The following is a 15,459-nucleotide window of genomic DNA, read 5'->3' on the forward strand; positions in this document are numbered from 1 at the left end:
CTCATCCGGTGGTATTGCGCAGGTAAAACAACAAAACCGCAACAGTTGTCCGCTGCCTTTTTCCCGCATCGTGCTGTCGTTTTTTTCGTGCGGATACGGCACCCCCGGTGTGATGCGGGCGGTGCTAGCCGGTGGTGGTGCGCGGCTTGCCGCTGTTGAATGCGGCCCTGACCTGGCGGAGGGGATCGGTGACCGGGCCGATCGCCGAGACCGGTCCGGTCAACGGGATCGACAGTGCCCGGCGGTCGTCGCGGGTGTATTCCGGCCAGTCGGGCTGCTGGCCGCGGGCGAAATCGATGAGTTTGCCGTGCCACCAGCGGGCCACCCCGGCGAGGCGTTCGGGCTGGTTGCCCACCAGTTCGCTGATGCGCCGGGAATGGGCGAAGTCGGGAAAAACCAGGCCCAGATCACAACAGTGGTAGGCCGCCAGCGGCGCGCCGTCGGCGGTGGTGCCGGGAACAACCTGGGACAGCCAGGTGGGGCCCGGGGCGTTGGTGGCGACGTCGTCGACCCACTGGCTGATGACCGCATCGCCTGCCGCCCTGCCGGAGATATGTGCCGGATCGATGCCCCGGCAGTAGTCGAGGTAGTCGTCGATGGAGCCGGTGATGCCGAGAATGTTTTTGCACAGGTCCACCGACAGCGCCCCCAGTTTGAGCCTGTCGAGTCTCACCGCCGCCGGATCGTTGACGAACTCGTCGTGTACCTGCGACACCCAGATCGGCACATCGGCCAGGTCGGTGGCGGAAAACACGGCCGGGCCGACGGTGGCGTCGGTGAAGTAGCGCCGGTGCACCCGGGAAAACAGGGTGTCGAGTTTTTTCTTGGGCATGGACTGGAAATCGGCCCGGGTGAGACCGGTGCGCCCCAGCCGGGCGATGGTTGCCGAACGCTGCTGAAACGACTGGCGGGGAAATCCCGGCGACAGTGCCAGTACCCGGCGGAACAACCCGGTGTAGTGGTCTTTCCGGGCCAGCCACAGCACGATTCCGCCGCCGGCTGATTGGCCGACCAAGGTGACGTTGGTGGGATCCCCGCCGAAGGATTCGATATTGGTGGCCACCCATTCAAGGGCCAGGGCCACATCGTCGATGCCCCGGTAGTGGTCGGGTTCATCATCGTCAAAGGTGGCGAATCCGGCGAATTTTTTCCGGTAGCCCACCCCGACGAATACCGCGTCATCGCGGTTGAAGCTGGTGCGCTGTCCGGGGTGGCGGTCCGGGTGGCCGACCGAATAGTTGCCGCCGTGCACCCACACGATCACGGGAAGATCCCGCGGCGGATGCTGCGGGTCACGCTCCCGGTCGAGGGATCCTTCGGGGGTGCTCACCGTCAGGGCGACTTCCCGGGCCATCGGGGTGGTGCAGTCGACGGGCTCTGCCGTCGGCTGCGGCCGTGTCGACGGCAGGAACGGATCTGTCACCGTGGCGTAGGGGATGCAGTAGAAGACGTAGCGGGCGTCGTCGATTGTTCCGGTGAAGGTTCCGTCCGGGCAGGTGACAGTGACCGTGCGGTCGCGTGAAAGGGCCATACCAGACAAATGTATCAACCGGATGGTTGCCCCGGCCAGCCTGCGGTGCAGTTACCATCTAGGGCATGGATGATCTGGCGGCCCCCGGTGCGGGTGGGAACGCCCTTGACGGGGTGTTGCAGTGGCTGGTGTCGGCGCCGCTGTGGCTGCAGGCGCCGCTGGTGTTCGCGGTGATGCTGCCGTTGTGCGGGGCCGGTGCCGTACTGTATCTGACTGTCATCGATGTGTGTGCCGCCCGCCTGACCCGGTGGCGGCGCCGCCGCGGCCGTGCTACCCCCGCCACCCGCACACCCTCAGGGTTGCCGCCCCGCACACCCCGTTCTTCCACCGGTTTCCGCATCGTCATCGACACTGAACCCACCGATGCGGCCGGAAAGACCTGAGCCTGCCGGTCACCTCGGTTGCCTCGGCCGCGGTTGCGGGCACCCGGGAGTGGATCTTTTCCGCCCGCGACCTAGACTGTTGCCCAGCACGCCTTGCCCCGCACCGCCCACCGGCCCGCGGGAGTACAGGGTGACCGACCTGTCACCACCACCGGTGGCGGGTGAAAAAGACTAGTGAAAAGGGCCGCGAGAATGTCCGGGAACAAACCCACCGACAACCAGCAGCGCTACAAGCCGAAAAAAATCACCGGCGTGAAAATCGCGCTGGCGGTGCTCATCGCCCTGGTCGTCATCGGCTGGGCGGTCAGCCAACTGGGCTGATACGTCACCGGGAACACACCCGGCGCAACGGGCGCGGCGCTGCCCCCGTGCCGGGGGCGGGATGCCACAGGTGCCGGTGCCGTGGTCCGGTAGCTGTGTGCTGTTGCCCCCGCACCCGCACTGCCCCCGCCGGGACGCGTGTTGTGGCGCAGCGGTTGCGCCTGGCCGTGTGATGCGGCAAAAACCCGCGGGTTTGTCGAAGAAAACAGTCACCACGCAGTCAACCCGGCGCATCCACCTGCGGATGCGCCGGGTTGTTGTTGTCAGGCGGCTCAAGCTGAGGGAGGTGTCTTTTCCCCGCGTTGTCCCTTGGCGGTGGTGTCTAGCTGTTCGGCCGGGTGTGCGCCCGGGCGATGCGGGCAAACAGCGGATGGTGGGGCAGATCCTCGATCAGTACCGGATGGCCGTCGCCGTCGCACAGGGGGATGCACCAGTTCGGGTAATCCTCCCGGGTGGTGCCCGGCTGGTTTTGGGTGCGGGTGTCGCCGACCATGTCCACCAGCCCGGTGCATACCAGGGCCGAAGGTGTTCCGGCCGCAAAACGGTGCACCCCCACCAACAGATCGGCGATATCCCCGCGGTCATCCCGCCCGGCGCCGTCGAAGCAGTGCCCCTCCAGGGGGGTTCCGGAAAAACAGCCGGCCTCGGCGACGCGGCTGAGGATCGAATTCTGCCAGGCGGTGTCCTCGCGGTCTTCCTCTTCGACCGGGCGGTTCAAAAGCCCCAGTCGTTCGCGCAGCTGAACATGCTCGCCCTGCAGCAGACCGGCTGTGGGTGGCAGGTCATGGGTGGTCACCGATGTCAGTGCCATCGTCCGGTAGTTGCTCTGGTGCTTGGCCCCCGACCCGTCGGCCTCTGATTCGAACCATAAAACGGAGGTGCCCATAATGCCGCGGTCTGACAGATAATCCTGCACCCACGGCTCGAAGGTGCCCAGATCCTCACCGATGACAACCGCCCCGGCGCGCTGGGCTTCCAGCGCCAAAATCCCCACCATCGCCTCATGGTCGTAGTGGACGTAGGTGCCGGTCAGCGGTGACTGCATGCGGGGAATCCACCACAGGCGGAAAAGCCCCAGAATATGGTCGACCCTGATTCCGCCGGCGCTGCGGAACACGGTGCGCAGCATATCCCGCCACGGGTGGTATCCGGCTTCGGCCAGCTTCACCGGATGCCACGGCGGCTGCGACCAGTCCTGGCCTTTGGAGTTGTAGCCGTCCGGCGGCGCACCCACCGACGCGTCGGCGGCCAGCACATCGCCCAGAGTCGATGCCGAGGCCCCGCCGGGGTGGACACCGACGGCCAGATCGGCCATCAAACCGATCGACATGCCGGCTTTTTCGGCCCGCTGGTGGGCGGCCGACAACTGTTCGTCACAGATGAACTGCAGCCACTTGTAGAAAGTTTTGGTGGCCACCATCGCCGGGGCCGAATCGTCGATGTCGGTTTCGGCGGGGGCTTTCCCGTCGACACCGGCCACCGCATGGCCGGTCCGCCGGTATTTCAGCTCCTCCATCGCACACCAGTGGGCGAAAGCATCCAGCTCCCCGCCCTCCCGGTCGCAGTAGGCGTCGAAAGCGGCCAGCCGGTCCCGGCTGTTGTCCACCGCGAACAGCAGCCGCAGTGCCTCCAGTTTGGCTGCGTAGACCGGGTTGCGTTCAATGATCGCCGCGGTGGAATCACCGGTTTGGCAGGCGGCGGCCAACTCGTCGACCCGCTGTCGGGTGGCGGCATCGGCCAGGGCGTATTCCGCGGTGTCCTGGGGGCGGATGTAGATCGGGTTGACGAAACGGCGGGATGTCGGCAGATACGGCGAATCCTCCACCGGTGGGAAGGGTTCAGCCGCATGCAGCGGATTGACCAGCACGAACTCGGCGCCCGCATGGGCTGCGGCCACCTCGCTCAAAAGACCCAGATCATTGAAGTCACCCATGGCCCACGACTGGGATGAGCGCACCGAATACAACTGCGCCATAATCCCGCTGACCGGATCGGCGGCGTAGCGGTCACCGGTGGTCAGCCGCTGCGGGGTGATGATCAGTGAACAGGTGTCGCTGATCCCATCGGATTCCAGCCGCAGGGTGTGCCAGCCCAACGGCAGGTCGGCGGGCAGCGCAAAAGACGCCTCGCCCCAGGCCTGTCCGTCGACCGTGCGGGGCGGGACAAAATTGTCGACCTGGGTGACTTGTGCGGTACCGCCGTCTTCCAGGCTGATGGTCACCTCGGCGGGGCTTCCGTCATGGACGTGCACTTCAAACACGGCCCGGGTGTTGTGGCGGGCCACGACACACGGCGGCAGCGGCCGGGTGAACTGGCGGTCGTGGTGGCGCTCAATGGCGGCCACTACGTCGGCTTCCGTGGGTTGTCGCGAAGGCTCACACAGATGCACACCCATGGCGGCAAGAATTTTGACCAGGGTGTCCTCGGAGGCGTCGCTCCATTGTCCGTCGGCCGCCCAGTAGCCCGTGGCGACACGGTTGAGCTCGGCGAGTTCATGCAGTGCGTCGTTGAAAGTCACGCCAGTTATCCTGCCACCTGTGCCCCCGGTAGTGTGATTCAGATTTCATCCGGGGGAGGCAACTCCCCCCAAACGATGGTGGGCCGAAGCATTCGGGGTGGTGCGGGCGGTGCCCCGTGCCCGCCGGGAGAACGATGTGCCCGCCGTTTATTCGGTCCGCTCCTCACGGTCGGTTGCCCAACGATCCGTCGACACTGCTGCCGGCAGTGCGCCGACAGTGGTGTGCCCCGCACCGGCGCGCTGATTTTTTCCGGGTCGGGATGTGCCGGTCCGGGACACCGGGCGGTAGGCTCGCATGAGCGCCCCGGTCCCCGGCTTTGCGGTGGCCGCGTGATGGCCGGCCCAGCCGCTGATACCGGGCGAGGAAAAAGGCATCAACAATCGTCAACGACCGTATCCGGCCACCGGTCGGATGGTCGGCGGGCACCGGCTGCCCGGTACGAGCAGAAAGAAAGCAGACAAACCCAAGTGACCGTGGACCAGTACACGACAGAGGCCACCTACGATGTGGGACCCGACGAAACCTGTCTCACCTCTTTGATAGCGCTGTCGCAGGCACGTCCCTACGGGGTGATGTTCACCAAGCCCGCCAACTACGAGTGGGTCAATGTGACCGCCAAAGAGTTCGTCGACGAGGTGTTCGAGGTGGCCAAAGGCCTGGTGGCCAACGGCGTGGAACTCGGCGACCGGGTGGCGCTGCTGTCGGAGACCCGCTACGAATGGTCGCTGCTCGATTTCGCCATCTGGGCCGCCGGGGCGGTCAGCGTCCCGGTCTACGGGTCCAGTTCTTTCAGCCAAATCCAGTGGATCATCGAGGACTCCGGGGCGGTGTTCGCGGTGACTGAAACCATCAACCACACCGATTTGATGAAGCACCTTGAACTCGGCCCCGGCGGGGCGCCCGGAATCAAGGACTCGCCGTCGAAGCTGCGCCGCATCCTGGAGATCAACTCCTCGGCGATCGCCACCTTGAAATTCGAGGGCCGCGGGGTCAGTGACGAGGTCATCTGGGAAAGAATCAGATCCACCCACGCCGATGATCTGGCCAGCCTGGTCTACACCTCCGGCACCACCGGACGGCCCAAAGGCTGTCGGCTGACCCACCGTAACTGGCTGTCGGAGGTCCGCGGGCTGTTGACCCACCCGATCGGCCAGATCGCCCGGCCCGGTTCGCGGGTACTGACGTTCCTGCCGCTGGCGCACGTGTTTTCCCGGGCTGTCAGCCTGGCGGTGGCTATCTCCGGGGCCACCCAGTCACACTGGTCCGATTTCTCCTCGCTGTCGGTGGAATTCCAGCGTGCCCGGCCGAATCTGATTCTGGGGGTGCCGCGCGTGTTCGAGAAAGTCCGCAACGGCGCCTACTCCAATGCCCAGGACAAAGGGCCGCTGCAGGCGGCGACATTCCTGGCCGCCGAACGCTGCGCCCAGGAGTACTCCAAAGCCCTGGACACCCCGGAAGGGCCGTCCCGCACCCTGAAAATCAAACATGCCGGTTTCGACAAGCTGATCTACTCGAAAATCCGCGCGGCCATGGGCAACAGCGTCGACTACGCGATCTCCGGCGGCTCGGCGATGAGCACGGAACTGCTGCACTTTTTCCGCGGCATCGGGGTGACCGTCTACGAGGGCTACGGACTGACGGAAACAACCGCCGCGGTGGCCGTCAACTTCAACGACAACATCATCGGCACCGTCGGTAAACCGGTGGGCGGGATGAGCGCGAAAATCAACGGCGACGGCGAAATCTGCGTCAAGGGTGAGATGCTGTTCGACGGCTACTGGAACAACGAGGAAGCCACCGCCGGCGCCATCGATGAGGACGGCTGGTTCAACACCGGTGACCTGGGTGAAATACAAAAGACCGGGCATGTGGTGATCACCGGGCGCAAAAAAGATCTCATCGTCACCGCCGGCGGGAAAAATGTCTCCCCCGGTCCGCTGGAAGACCATCTGCGCAGCCACCCGCTGATCAGCCAGGCCCTGGTGGTCGGTGACGGCAAACCCTTCATCGGTGTGCTGGTGGCACTCGACGACGAAGCCTTCACCCGGTGGAAGGCGGGCCGCAACATCCCGGCCGGGAAAACCGTCTCCGACCTGGTCACCGATCCGGTGCTCAGGGCCGAAATCCAGGATGCGGTCAACCACGCGAACTCCACTGTCTCCCATGCCGAGGCGATCAAGAAGTTCTACATCCTCGACCGGGATCTTTCCGAGGAGGAAAACGAACTGACCCCGACGATGAAAATCAAACGCAACGTTGTCACCCGGCGGTTCAAAAAAGAGATCGATCACCTCTACAAGCGGCGGTAACACCCGGCCTGCCCACCCCCGGTCGGGTGGGCGGGCAAGGGTGTGCGACAGATCATAAAAGCCAGTCACCGGCCCCGACATCCCGTCGGGGCCGGTCGACGTTGGGGTGGCGGGCGGGGGGATGGCCTCACGTCGTCGCTGCCCGCCCGGTGATTCCAACCATCCAGCAAGAGCACACAAAAGGCGCTGACGGCACACCGGGACCCGGGGCGTGCGGTCCCCGTGTACGGAATACACCAAACTCCCGCCCACACGCGGTCGTCAATACCCTATAGGGGCAGCTTGGGGCGGTTTTTCCGGTGCCGCGCATTCGTTTGCCGCGGGAGCCGGGCGATATCATCAGTCCTGACAGGGTGTTTGTCGGCAATTTCGTCGTGGCCGGGCAAACGCTCCCAACCCTGTTTGGGCCGGATATACCTGACAGTTATCCTTCCCGCACCCACCCGCACTGCGGCGCACCGGCAACTCCTTCCCGCCCACGCGCCCGTGCAGGTGGGTGTTTTTTGTTCTCCCCGGTGGCCTGTTGGCGTGGAGGAAAACGGTGCCGTGACAGCAGTGGCCTGGGCGGGGGAGAACCAATATGCGGGAAAACATGGCGACGGCACGCCGAAAAAACGGGGTAGCGGGCAATCCCTCAAGCCGTAATTTAGAGTTTTCATGTGCGACGGTCACATCCGGCTGCCGGGTTTTTCTTATCTGGCGTTGTGGTGGCGCTAACCGTCGGTGGTAAACCGTGTGCCCTTGGTGGGACGCGATATTTTCGACGACTTTTTTCTCAAAGGAGCTGGGCCCGTGCAGATGCTCACCGCCACGCTGCGGCACCGCGAGCTCACACAGGAAGTGTGCGATATCGGTGATGAGGTCTCCGAATACATCGGTAACCTCGCCGAAGCCGTCGCCGACTTCGATGTGGAACTCGTCGAGGACTGCATGGCGGAATTCACAGCCATTCTCGCCGAGGCCCGCAGCGATTCACGCCGGGTGGTCAGTGAGCTGACCGGGCTGCGCCGCGCCCTGGTCAGCGGGGTGCGGGCCGGGCAGCTGTCGGCGCCGGTGGCGGCCCCGGGAACCGGGGAAGTCCCGGCGGTGGATGCGGTTACTGAACAGGAGCTTGACGACACTTTCCCCCTGTCCAGCCAGCCGGTGTCCGCCGGGGTGTTTGCCGCCAACCTGGATGGCCGCACCGAGACTGTCGTCAACCGGCTGGAAGCCATCGGCGACTGGGTGGCTGACCGCTGTGTTTTGGCGTCCATTGATCCCGAGCAGGCATCGCTGCCCCTGGTTTTTTCCCGTACCGGACAGGCGGTGACCACCACAGTGGAGACCTGGCTGAGCGGTGTCGGCTACAGCAACCCGGTCTACTGCCAGACCATGCGGGGCAGTAATCCGCCGGAGTTTCTGGCCGAACGTGCCCGCATCGACGCCGTTGTCGCCCGGGTCAGGGCGCGCATGAACAACCGGTCGGCGGCCTCCGGCGGGCTGGTGTCCTAGCACCCCACGGGCTCCCGGTTTCTCCCGCCTGGTTTGCCATGGCCTAGATTGAGTGACCATGCCGCAAGTGTTTTCCTCCCCGCCGTTGGGCGTGTATGTGCATGTGCCTTTTTGTGCCTCCCGCTGCGGATACTGTGATTTCAACACCTACACACCACGGGAATTGGACGGCAAAACCGGCCCCGAGGCCTATCTGGAGGCTCTTGAGAAAGAACTCGCCATGGCGGCCGCACAGCTGGCCGACAGCTCCACCCCGGGGCCTGCCGGGACAGTGTTCGTCGGCGGCGGAACCCCCTCGCTTCTGGGGGGCCGGGGCCTGGCACGCATCTACCGGGCGATTGACCGCACCATCGGTATCGCCCCCGGCGCTGAGGTGACCACCGAATCCAACCCCGAATCCACCGATCCCGGATTTTTCGCCGCGATCCGCGAGGCCGGATACAACCGGGTGTCACTGGGCATGCAGTCAGCCAGTGCCGGGGTGCTGGAAGTACTGGGCCGCAGGCACACCCCCGGGCGGGCGGTGGCCGCGGCCGGGGAAGCCGCCCGGGCGGGTTTTTCCCACATTAATCTGGACATGATCTACGGCACCCCGACCGAAACCGATGCGGATGTCGAAGCGACTCTCGACGCGGTGCTGTCGGCGGGTGTCGACCACGTCAGCGCCTATTCGCTGATCGTCGAGGACGGCACCGCTTTCGCCCGGAAAGTGGCCAAAGGGATTCTTCCCGCCCCCGACGATGATGTGCTCGCGCACCGCTACCAGCTCATCGACACCGCTTTATCCGGTGCCGGCATGCAGTGGTACGAAGTCTCCAACTGGGCGGCCCCCGGCGGGATGTGCCGGCACAATATGGGCTACTGGTGCGGGGCGAACTGGTGGGGCGCCGGGCCCGGCGCCCACAGCCATATTGACGGCAGGCGTTTTTTCAACGTCAAACATCCTTTCCGCTACCACGCCATGCTCACGGGGGGACAGTCGGCGGTCGACGGCGGTGAAACACTGTCCACCGCCGACCGCCACACCGAAGAGATCATGCTCGGGCTGCGGTTGAGACAGGGTATCGACATCTCCCGCCTGTCTGCGGCGGCGCAGGCGGAAGCGGCCGCATATTCCCGCCGCGGCCTGCTGCACACCTTCCGCGCGGCGGGAACCACCCGGCTGGCGGTCACCGGCGCCGGGCGGCTGTTGGCCGACGGAATCATCGCCGCGCTGCTGGCCGCCGAGGACTAAACGCCCGTCGGCTGCCCGCCGGATGCCGGTTGCTTACCACCGGTGCTCCACTACCCTTGGGGGACAGAGTTTCCCGTACTTCCCACCGACCACGTTAGGCAGGCTGTCACCGATGACCGGACAGACCCAGAAACGCCGCCGCGAAGTGCTGCGCGCCATCGTTGCCGACTACATCGCCTCCCAGGAGCCGGTGGGCAGCAAAACCCTGGTGGAACGCCACCGGCTGGGGGTCAGCTCGGCGACGATCAGAAACGACATGGCGGTGCTGGAATCGGAGGGCTACATCGTCCAGCAGCATGCTTCCTCGGGCCGTATCCCCACCGAGAAGGGCTACCGGCTGTTTGTCGACACGCTGCAGGAAATCAAACCGCTGTCAGCACCCGAACGCCGGGCGATTTTGAGTTTCCTGGAAGACGGCGTTGACACCGAAGACGTGCTGCGCCGCAGTGTGCAGCTTCTCAGCCAACTGACCCGGCAGGCCGCTGTGGTGCAGCTGCCCGCCCTGTCGGCCTCCCGGGTGCTGCACCTGGAGATCGTCCCGCTGGCCGTGGGCCGGGTGCTGCTGGTCCTGATCACCGACTCCGGCCGGGTGGAGAAACGAAACGTCGACGTCGACCAGGTGCTGGACATGGTGGCCCTGGCCAGGATCAAAGAACTGTTCAACACCGCCCTGGGCGGCAAAACACTGTCCGAAGCGTCCGTGGCGCTGGCCGATGTGGCCGACACCGCCCCGGCCGATATCCGCACCCCGGTTGTCGCCTGTGCCACCGTGCTGATCGAAACACTGGTGGAAGCCCCCAGCGACCGGATGATTCTGGCCGGCGCGTCGAATCTGACCCGTGAATTCCCGGTGGGTCTTCCGGCGGTGCTTGACGCCCTGGAAGAACAGGTGGTCGTGCTCAGGCTTCTGGCGTCGGCGGCTGACACCGGACAGGTGTCGGTGTCGATCGGCAACGAAAACGAAGCCGAAACCCTGCATGCGGCCAGTGTGGTCACCACCGGCTACGGGACGGCGGAAGTGCCGCTGGGCGGGATGGGCGTGGTGGGGCCGACCTGGATGGACTACCCGCAGACCATCGCCAAAGTTGCTGCCGTCGCCCGCTACGTCAGCCGGGTGCTCGGCGGGAAATAGCCGCCGTGTTTTCCTCAAGCCCCTGCTGCCGGGGCGGCAGGGGCGGCGACAACGGGAGTGCACTTGCGGCCGTGATGTGCCGTTGGCTTTGGTCCTGCGGCAGCACGGGGATGAGTCAGAAAAAAAGGATGATCCCCACCGTCGGCCGCCACCTGTTTCCTGGTGCCGTGTCTGTGGTGCCGCGCCGTGCCGGGGAAAGGGAAACCGGCCCCGCCGCAGCCTGCGATACCGCGGTGTCCGGGAGCTGATTGTCGTTTTGTGCGGCCCACCCGGGGGAGGGGACCACACCCGCCCGGGGGCATCTGCGGTGGAAGGGGGCGGCACTACCCGGCCGCTTTGTGCCGGGGAGAGGGAATAAAACCCGGTGCGGCGGGCGTTGGTTGGTTTGTCCCGCGGGGTGCTTGAAAAGCCCCGGTGACTGGCTGGCCGGGGCACCCGATACGATGGGCCTCGGAGTTGTGCGCACCGCACACAAGCCGCACCGTGTGGTTTCTCCCGCGGGTGCACCGACATGACATGGTGAATAACCGAAGCTTGACCGACGAGTACAAAAAGGAACGTTGACTTTCGTGGCGCGTGACTACTACGGCATTCTGGGCGTTGACAAAAACGCCACCGACGCCGAGATCAAAAAGGCCTACCGCAAACTGGCGAGAACCTACCACCCTGACGTCAACCCGAGTGAGGAAGCGGCGGAGAAATTCCGCGAAATCTCGGTGGCGCAGGAGATTCTCCTCGACCCGACCAAAAGACGCATCGTCGATGCCGGCGGGGATCCGATGGAGCAGCGCGGCGGCGGTGGTGCCCCCGGCGGCTTCGGCGGTTTCGGCGGCTTCGGTGATATTTTCGATGCCTTCTTCGGCGGCGGGGGCGCCCAGGGGCCGATCCCGCGGCGCCGTCCCGGCGAGGATGCGCTGGTCCACACCAGTATCACGCTCCAGCAGGCCTACACCGGTGTCACCCAGGAGATGACCGTCGATACCGCCGTGCTGTGCCCGGACTGCACCGGCTCGGGATCGAAGAGCGGGAAAAAACCCACCACCTGCACCGTCTGCCAGGGGCAGGGGCATGTGCAGAAAATGCAGCGCAGCTTTATCGGCAATGTGGTCAGCGTCGGGGTGTGCGACAACTGTGAGGGCACCGGCGAGATCATCCCCGATCCCTGTACCGCCTGCTCCGGTGACGGCCGGGTGCGCAGCCGCAAGGATTTGACGGTGCGCATTCCCCGCGGAATCCACAGCGGCATGCGCATCCAGTTGGAAAGCCAGGGCGAGGTCGGCCCCGGCGGCGGACCGGCCGGTGACCTGTATGTGCAGGTCGAAGTCCAGCAGGATCCGGTGCTGGTGCGTGACGGCGATGATCTGCACTGCCGGCTGAAGGTACCGATGGTTGATGCCGCCCTGGGCTGTGAAACAACGGTCGACGGCCCCGACGGGCAGCCGGTGACCATCACCATCACCCCCGGCCAGCAGCCCGGCGCCAGCATCCGGGTGGAAGGGGCGGGCATGCCCAAACCCCGGGAAGGCTTCGGTGATCTGGTGGCCAACCTGGATGTGGTGGTGCCCACCGATTTGGATGATAAATCCCGCAAGCTGCTCGGCCAGCTGAAACACCACCGCAGCCACCACGACAAAGTCAGTGTGCTCAGCGCCAACGACGAATCCGAGGGACTGTTTTCCCGGATGCGCCGCCGTTTCTTCCGCCAGTAGCATCCTCAGTTTTGCCTCCCGCCGTGCCCCGGCGGCCGCCAGTTCCCCCGGGCAGGCCGCCCGGGGCGGGGGCGTGTTTTTCATCAACCGAACCGTCAACCGAACCACCACCACAGAAAGCGATCCAGCCGTGACAGATCCGGTGTTTTTGTGTGACGGCTGCCCGCAGGATCCGCAGGCGGTCGCCGCCGCCGCGGCGGTGCTGGAACACGGCCCCGGACAGTCGGTGACCATCACCGGCGACGAGGGTTTCCATGCGGTGACCGTCAAAAGGATCAGCTGCGGTGACACGATCACCGTCACCAACGGCCACGGCGTTGCCGCCACAGTCCGGGTGACCGACACCACCGGCAAAGACCGGCTGACGGGAACCATTGTCGGGGGTGCAGAAAGAGCACGCCCCGCCGTCGGTATCGCGGTGGTGCAGGCACTGCCGAAATCGGACCGGGCGGAATCCCCGGTCCAGTTGGCCACCCAGGCCGGTGCCGCGGTGGTCGTGCCCTGGCAGGCGGAGCGCTGCATCGCCAAATGGAAGGGCGCGAAAAAAGACCGGGCGCAGGCCAAGTGGCGGTCCGCCGCGATTGAGGCCGCCAAACAGTCGCGCCGCACCACCGTGCCCCGGGTCACCGATATGGTCACCACAGCGCAGCTGGCCGGGCATATTGCCCGCGTCCGCGACAACGGAAGTGTGGTCATTGTCCTGGACGAGAACGCCCGGCAGCCGTTGACCGGCCTAGCCGTCTGGGACAGGATCGCCGCTGGCCCGGTGGGCGGGGACACAGATCCGGACGCACTGTTCAGCGGCTGTGACGTGGTGGTCATTGTCGGCCCGGAGGGCGGGATCGGGGACGGGGAGAAACAGCGCCTGATTGACGCCGGGGCCATCCCGGCACTGTTGGGGCCGGAGGTCTTTCGCACGGTCACAGCCGCCATGGCGGCCTGTGTGGCCGTCAGCGTGCTGACCGGGCGCTGGTAGAAAGTGGCAGCAGGACAGCCCGCTGACTTACTCTGGTGCCCACCCGAAGTTTAAAAAACCCTGGCCAATCGGGGCCGGATTTTTCCGCGGCGGTGTCACCGACAGTGGCGCTCCCCGCCGCGGGGGAGTTTTTCTTTCAACCGTGAAGTGAGGCAAAAAGCCACGTGCCAGCAAACGAGTCGCTGATCAGCTGCCCCTACGATTTGGATGAGAGCACCGCAGCTGCGGTGCTGGGAACAGCCGACGACAATCTCAAAGCAGTCGAGGAACTCTCCGGCTGCAGCGTGTTTGTGCGCGGAACCCGCGCCACCGTCACCGGACCCGGGCCACGGGTTGCCCGGTGCGTGCGGATTCTCGACGAACTGGCCGCGATGGCCCGGCGCAAACACGAAATCACCCCGGCGACGGTCAAACATGTCGCCGGCCTGGTCACCGATGACCGGCCGGCCAGTGTCCGCGGGGTGGTCAGCGGCGACATCATCGCCCGCCGCGGCAAAGTCATCCGGCCGAAAACCCGCGGCCAGAAAGACTACGTTCAGGCCATCGACGACAACACGATCGTTTTCGGACTGGGACCCGCCGGATCGGGCAAAACCTATCTGGCCATGGCCAAAGCCGTGCAGGCACTGCACGCCAAACAGGTCTCCCGGATCATTCTCACCCGCCCGGCGGTGGAAGCCGGGGAGAAACTGGGTTTTCTGCCCGGTACCCTCGACGAGAAAATCGACCCCTATCTGCGTCCGCTGCACGATGCGCTGCGCGACATGGTCGATCCGGAGATCATCCCCAAACTGATGGAAGCCGGGGTGATCGAAGTCGCCCCGCTGGCCTACATGCGCGGACGGACCTTAAACGATGCCTTCGTCATTTTGGATGAGGCGCAAAACACCACCGCGGCGCAAATGAAAATGTTTCTCACCCGGTTGGGCTTCGGCTCGAAAATGGTGGTCACCGGTGACATCACCCAGGTCGATCTTCCCGGCGGGCAGCATTCCGGGCTGAAAGTGGTGCGGCGTATCCTCAGCGGCGTGGATAGCATCCGTTTCTGCGAATTAACCAGTGACGATGTCGTCCGCCACCACATTGTGGCCGCTATTGTCGACGCCTACGCCGACTGGGAAGACAACGCCGCACGCGGCAGGGAAGAGAACAACCGATGAGTATCGAGGTCGTCAACGAATCCGGGGCCGAGGGCATCAACGAGATGATGCTCATCGATGTCGCCGGTTTCGCGCTGGGCCGGATGGATGTCCATCCGGCCGCCGAACTGACCATCTCCCTGGTGGAGGAAAAAACCATCGCCGACCTGCATGTGCGGTGGATGGATCTGGAAGGCCCCACCGATGTGATGAGTTTTCCCATGGATGAACTCTCCCCGGGGGCCGGGCGGCCGGATGCAGCTGATCCCGGTCCGGCGATGCTCGGCGATATTGTGCTCTGCCCCGACTTCGCCGGGCGTCAGGCGCAGCTGGCCGGGCATGGCCTGGACCACGAACTGGCGCTGTTGACCGTCCACGGCTGCCTGCATCTTCTGGGCTACGACCATGCCGATGCCGAGGGGGAGAAAGAAATGTTCGCCCTGCAGAACACCATTTTGAAGGCCTGGTACGACGACGTGGAGTGCCGGGGGGTGGTCTACCAGCCCAAGCCGACGGGTCTGGGGGCTTTCCCCTCGGCGGCCGACCGGCAGGATCTGGACAAACAGATGAAACAACTCGGCTCGATTCCACCGGTCGCTGAACCCGCCGTGCGCGAGACACCGCAGCCACCGGATACAATGGCGTGACTTTTGTTTTTACGGACGGCAGTTCCTGCCGGTGCTGTTCATATCCCCAACCCAGGCGGCAGTAAACC

Annotated in this window: 12 protein-coding genes; 10 read left to right on the plus strand and 2 right to left on the minus strand. The window is 65.1% G+C overall.

Annotation, left to right across the window (positions count from 1 at the left end; genetic code table 11):
• Positions 1-124: 124 nt before the first annotated feature.
• Entirely contained in the window at positions 125-1,531 is a 1,407-nt protein-coding gene (locus tag JZY06_RS06300) for a carboxylesterase family protein (protein ID WP_207278672.1), read from the minus strand.
• A 65-nt stretch (positions 1,532-1,596) separates the two neighbouring features.
• On the opposite strand from JZY06_RS06300, the gene JZY06_RS12260 reads away from it, so the two are divergent.
• Both JZY06_RS12260 and JZY06_RS12440 read left to right on the plus strand, forming a co-directional pair.
• Positions 1,597-1,914, plus strand: a complete 318-nt coding sequence (locus tag JZY06_RS12260; RefSeq protein ID WP_242516668.1) for a hypothetical protein — start codon at positions 1,597-1,599, stop codon at positions 1,912-1,914.
• Between the two features lie 192 nt (positions 1,915-2,106).
• Positions 2,107-2,235, plus strand: coding sequence for a hypothetical protein (locus JZY06_RS12440; RefSeq protein WP_255568460.1), 129 nt, complete (start codon positions 2,107-2,109; stop codon positions 2,233-2,235).
• 322 nt (positions 2,236-2,557) lie between these two features.
• Here JZY06_RS12440 and malQ read toward each other — a convergent pair whose 3' ends face one another.
• Complete coding sequence (malQ, locus tag JZY06_RS06310) at positions 2,558-4,753, minus strand: 4-alpha-glucanotransferase (protein ID WP_207278673.1); 2,196 nt, start codon at positions 4,751-4,753, stop codon at positions 2,558-2,560.
• Positions 4,754-5,227: 474 nt separating this feature from the next.
• Here malQ and JZY06_RS06315 point away from each other — a divergent pair, with 474 nt between their 5' ends.
• From JZY06_RS06315 to ybeY, 8 genes are all read left to right on the plus strand, one after another.
• Complete coding sequence (locus JZY06_RS06315; RefSeq protein ID WP_330617159.1) at positions 5,228-7,063, plus strand: AMP-dependent synthetase/ligase; 1,836 nt, start codon at positions 5,228-5,230, stop codon at positions 7,061-7,063.
• 798 nt (positions 7,064-7,861) lie between these two features.
• Positions 7,862-8,554, plus strand: coding sequence for a hypothetical protein (locus JZY06_RS06320; protein ID WP_242516670.1), 693 nt, complete (start codon positions 7,862-7,864; stop codon positions 8,552-8,554).
• Between the two features lie 58 nt (positions 8,555-8,612).
• Entirely contained in the window at positions 8,613-9,788 is a 1,176-nt protein-coding gene (gene hemW, locus JZY06_RS06325) for a radical SAM family heme chaperone HemW (RefSeq protein ID WP_207278676.1), read from the plus strand.
• A gap of 112 nt (positions 9,789-9,900) precedes the next feature.
• Positions 9,901-10,920: a heat-inducible transcriptional repressor HrcA gene (gene hrcA / locus JZY06_RS06330; protein WP_207278677.1), complete on the plus strand. Its 1,020-nt coding sequence runs from the start codon at positions 9,901-9,903 to the stop codon at positions 10,918-10,920.
• Positions 10,921-11,489: 569 nt separating this feature from the next.
• Positions 11,490-12,629 carry a molecular chaperone DnaJ gene (dnaJ, locus tag JZY06_RS06335; protein WP_207278770.1) on the plus strand — a complete coding sequence of 380 codons (1,140 nt, stop codon included), beginning with the start codon at positions 11,490-11,492 and terminating at the stop codon, positions 12,627-12,629.
• A gap of 130 nt (positions 12,630-12,759) precedes the next feature.
• Positions 12,760-13,605 (plus strand): 16S rRNA (uracil(1498)-N(3))-methyltransferase, encoded by an 846-nt coding sequence (locus tag JZY06_RS06340; protein ID WP_330617151.1) that lies wholly within the window; start codon positions 12,760-12,762, stop codon positions 13,603-13,605.
• 164 nt (positions 13,606-13,769) lie between these two features.
• Positions 13,770-14,765: a PhoH family protein gene (locus tag JZY06_RS06345; RefSeq protein ID WP_207278678.1), complete on the plus strand. Its 996-nt coding sequence runs from the start codon at positions 13,770-13,772 to the stop codon at positions 14,763-14,765.
• Positions 14,762-15,391 carry an rRNA maturation RNase YbeY gene (gene ybeY / locus JZY06_RS06350; protein ID WP_207278679.1) on the plus strand — a complete coding sequence of 210 codons (630 nt, stop codon included), beginning with the start codon at positions 14,762-14,764 and terminating at the stop codon, positions 15,389-15,391. The genes JZY06_RS06345 and ybeY overlap by 4 nt, the downstream gene beginning before the upstream one ends.
• Positions 15,392-15,459 lie beyond the last annotated feature (68 nt).

The sequence above is a fragment of the Corynebacterium mendelii genome, assembly GCF_017307055.1.
Taxonomy (GTDB): Bacteria; Actinomycetota; Actinomycetes; order Mycobacteriales; family Mycobacteriaceae; genus Corynebacterium; species Corynebacterium mendelii.

What these genes read in the sequence shown, in the direction of transcription:
- hemW (WP_207278676.1), top strand. Translation starts at nt 8,613, where the DNA reads ATGCCGCAAGTGTTTTCCTCCCCGCCGTTGGGCGTGTATGTGCATGTG.
- hrcA (WP_207278677.1), top strand. Translation starts at nt 9,901, where the DNA reads ATGACCGGACAGACCCAGAAACGCCGCCGCGAAGTGCTGCGCGCCATC.
- JZY06_RS12260 (WP_242516668.1), top strand. Translation starts at nt 1,597, where the DNA reads ATGGATGATCTGGCGGCCCCCGGTGCGGGTGGGAACGCCCTTGACGGG.
- JZY06_RS12440 (WP_255568460.1), top strand. Translation starts at nt 2,107, where the DNA reads ATGTCCGGGAACAAACCCACCGACAACCAGCAGCGCTACAAGCCGAAA.
- JZY06_RS06320 (WP_242516670.1), top strand. Translation starts at nt 7,862, where the DNA reads ATGCTCACCGCCACGCTGCGGCACCGCGAGCTCACACAGGAAGTGTGC.
- JZY06_RS06300 (WP_207278672.1), bottom strand. Translation starts at nt 1,531, where the DNA reads ATGGCCCTTTCACGCGACCGCACGGTCACTGTCACCTGCCCGGACGGA.
- ybeY (WP_207278679.1), top strand. Translation starts at nt 14,762, where the DNA reads ATGAGTATCGAGGTCGTCAACGAATCCGGGGCCGAGGGCATCAACGAG.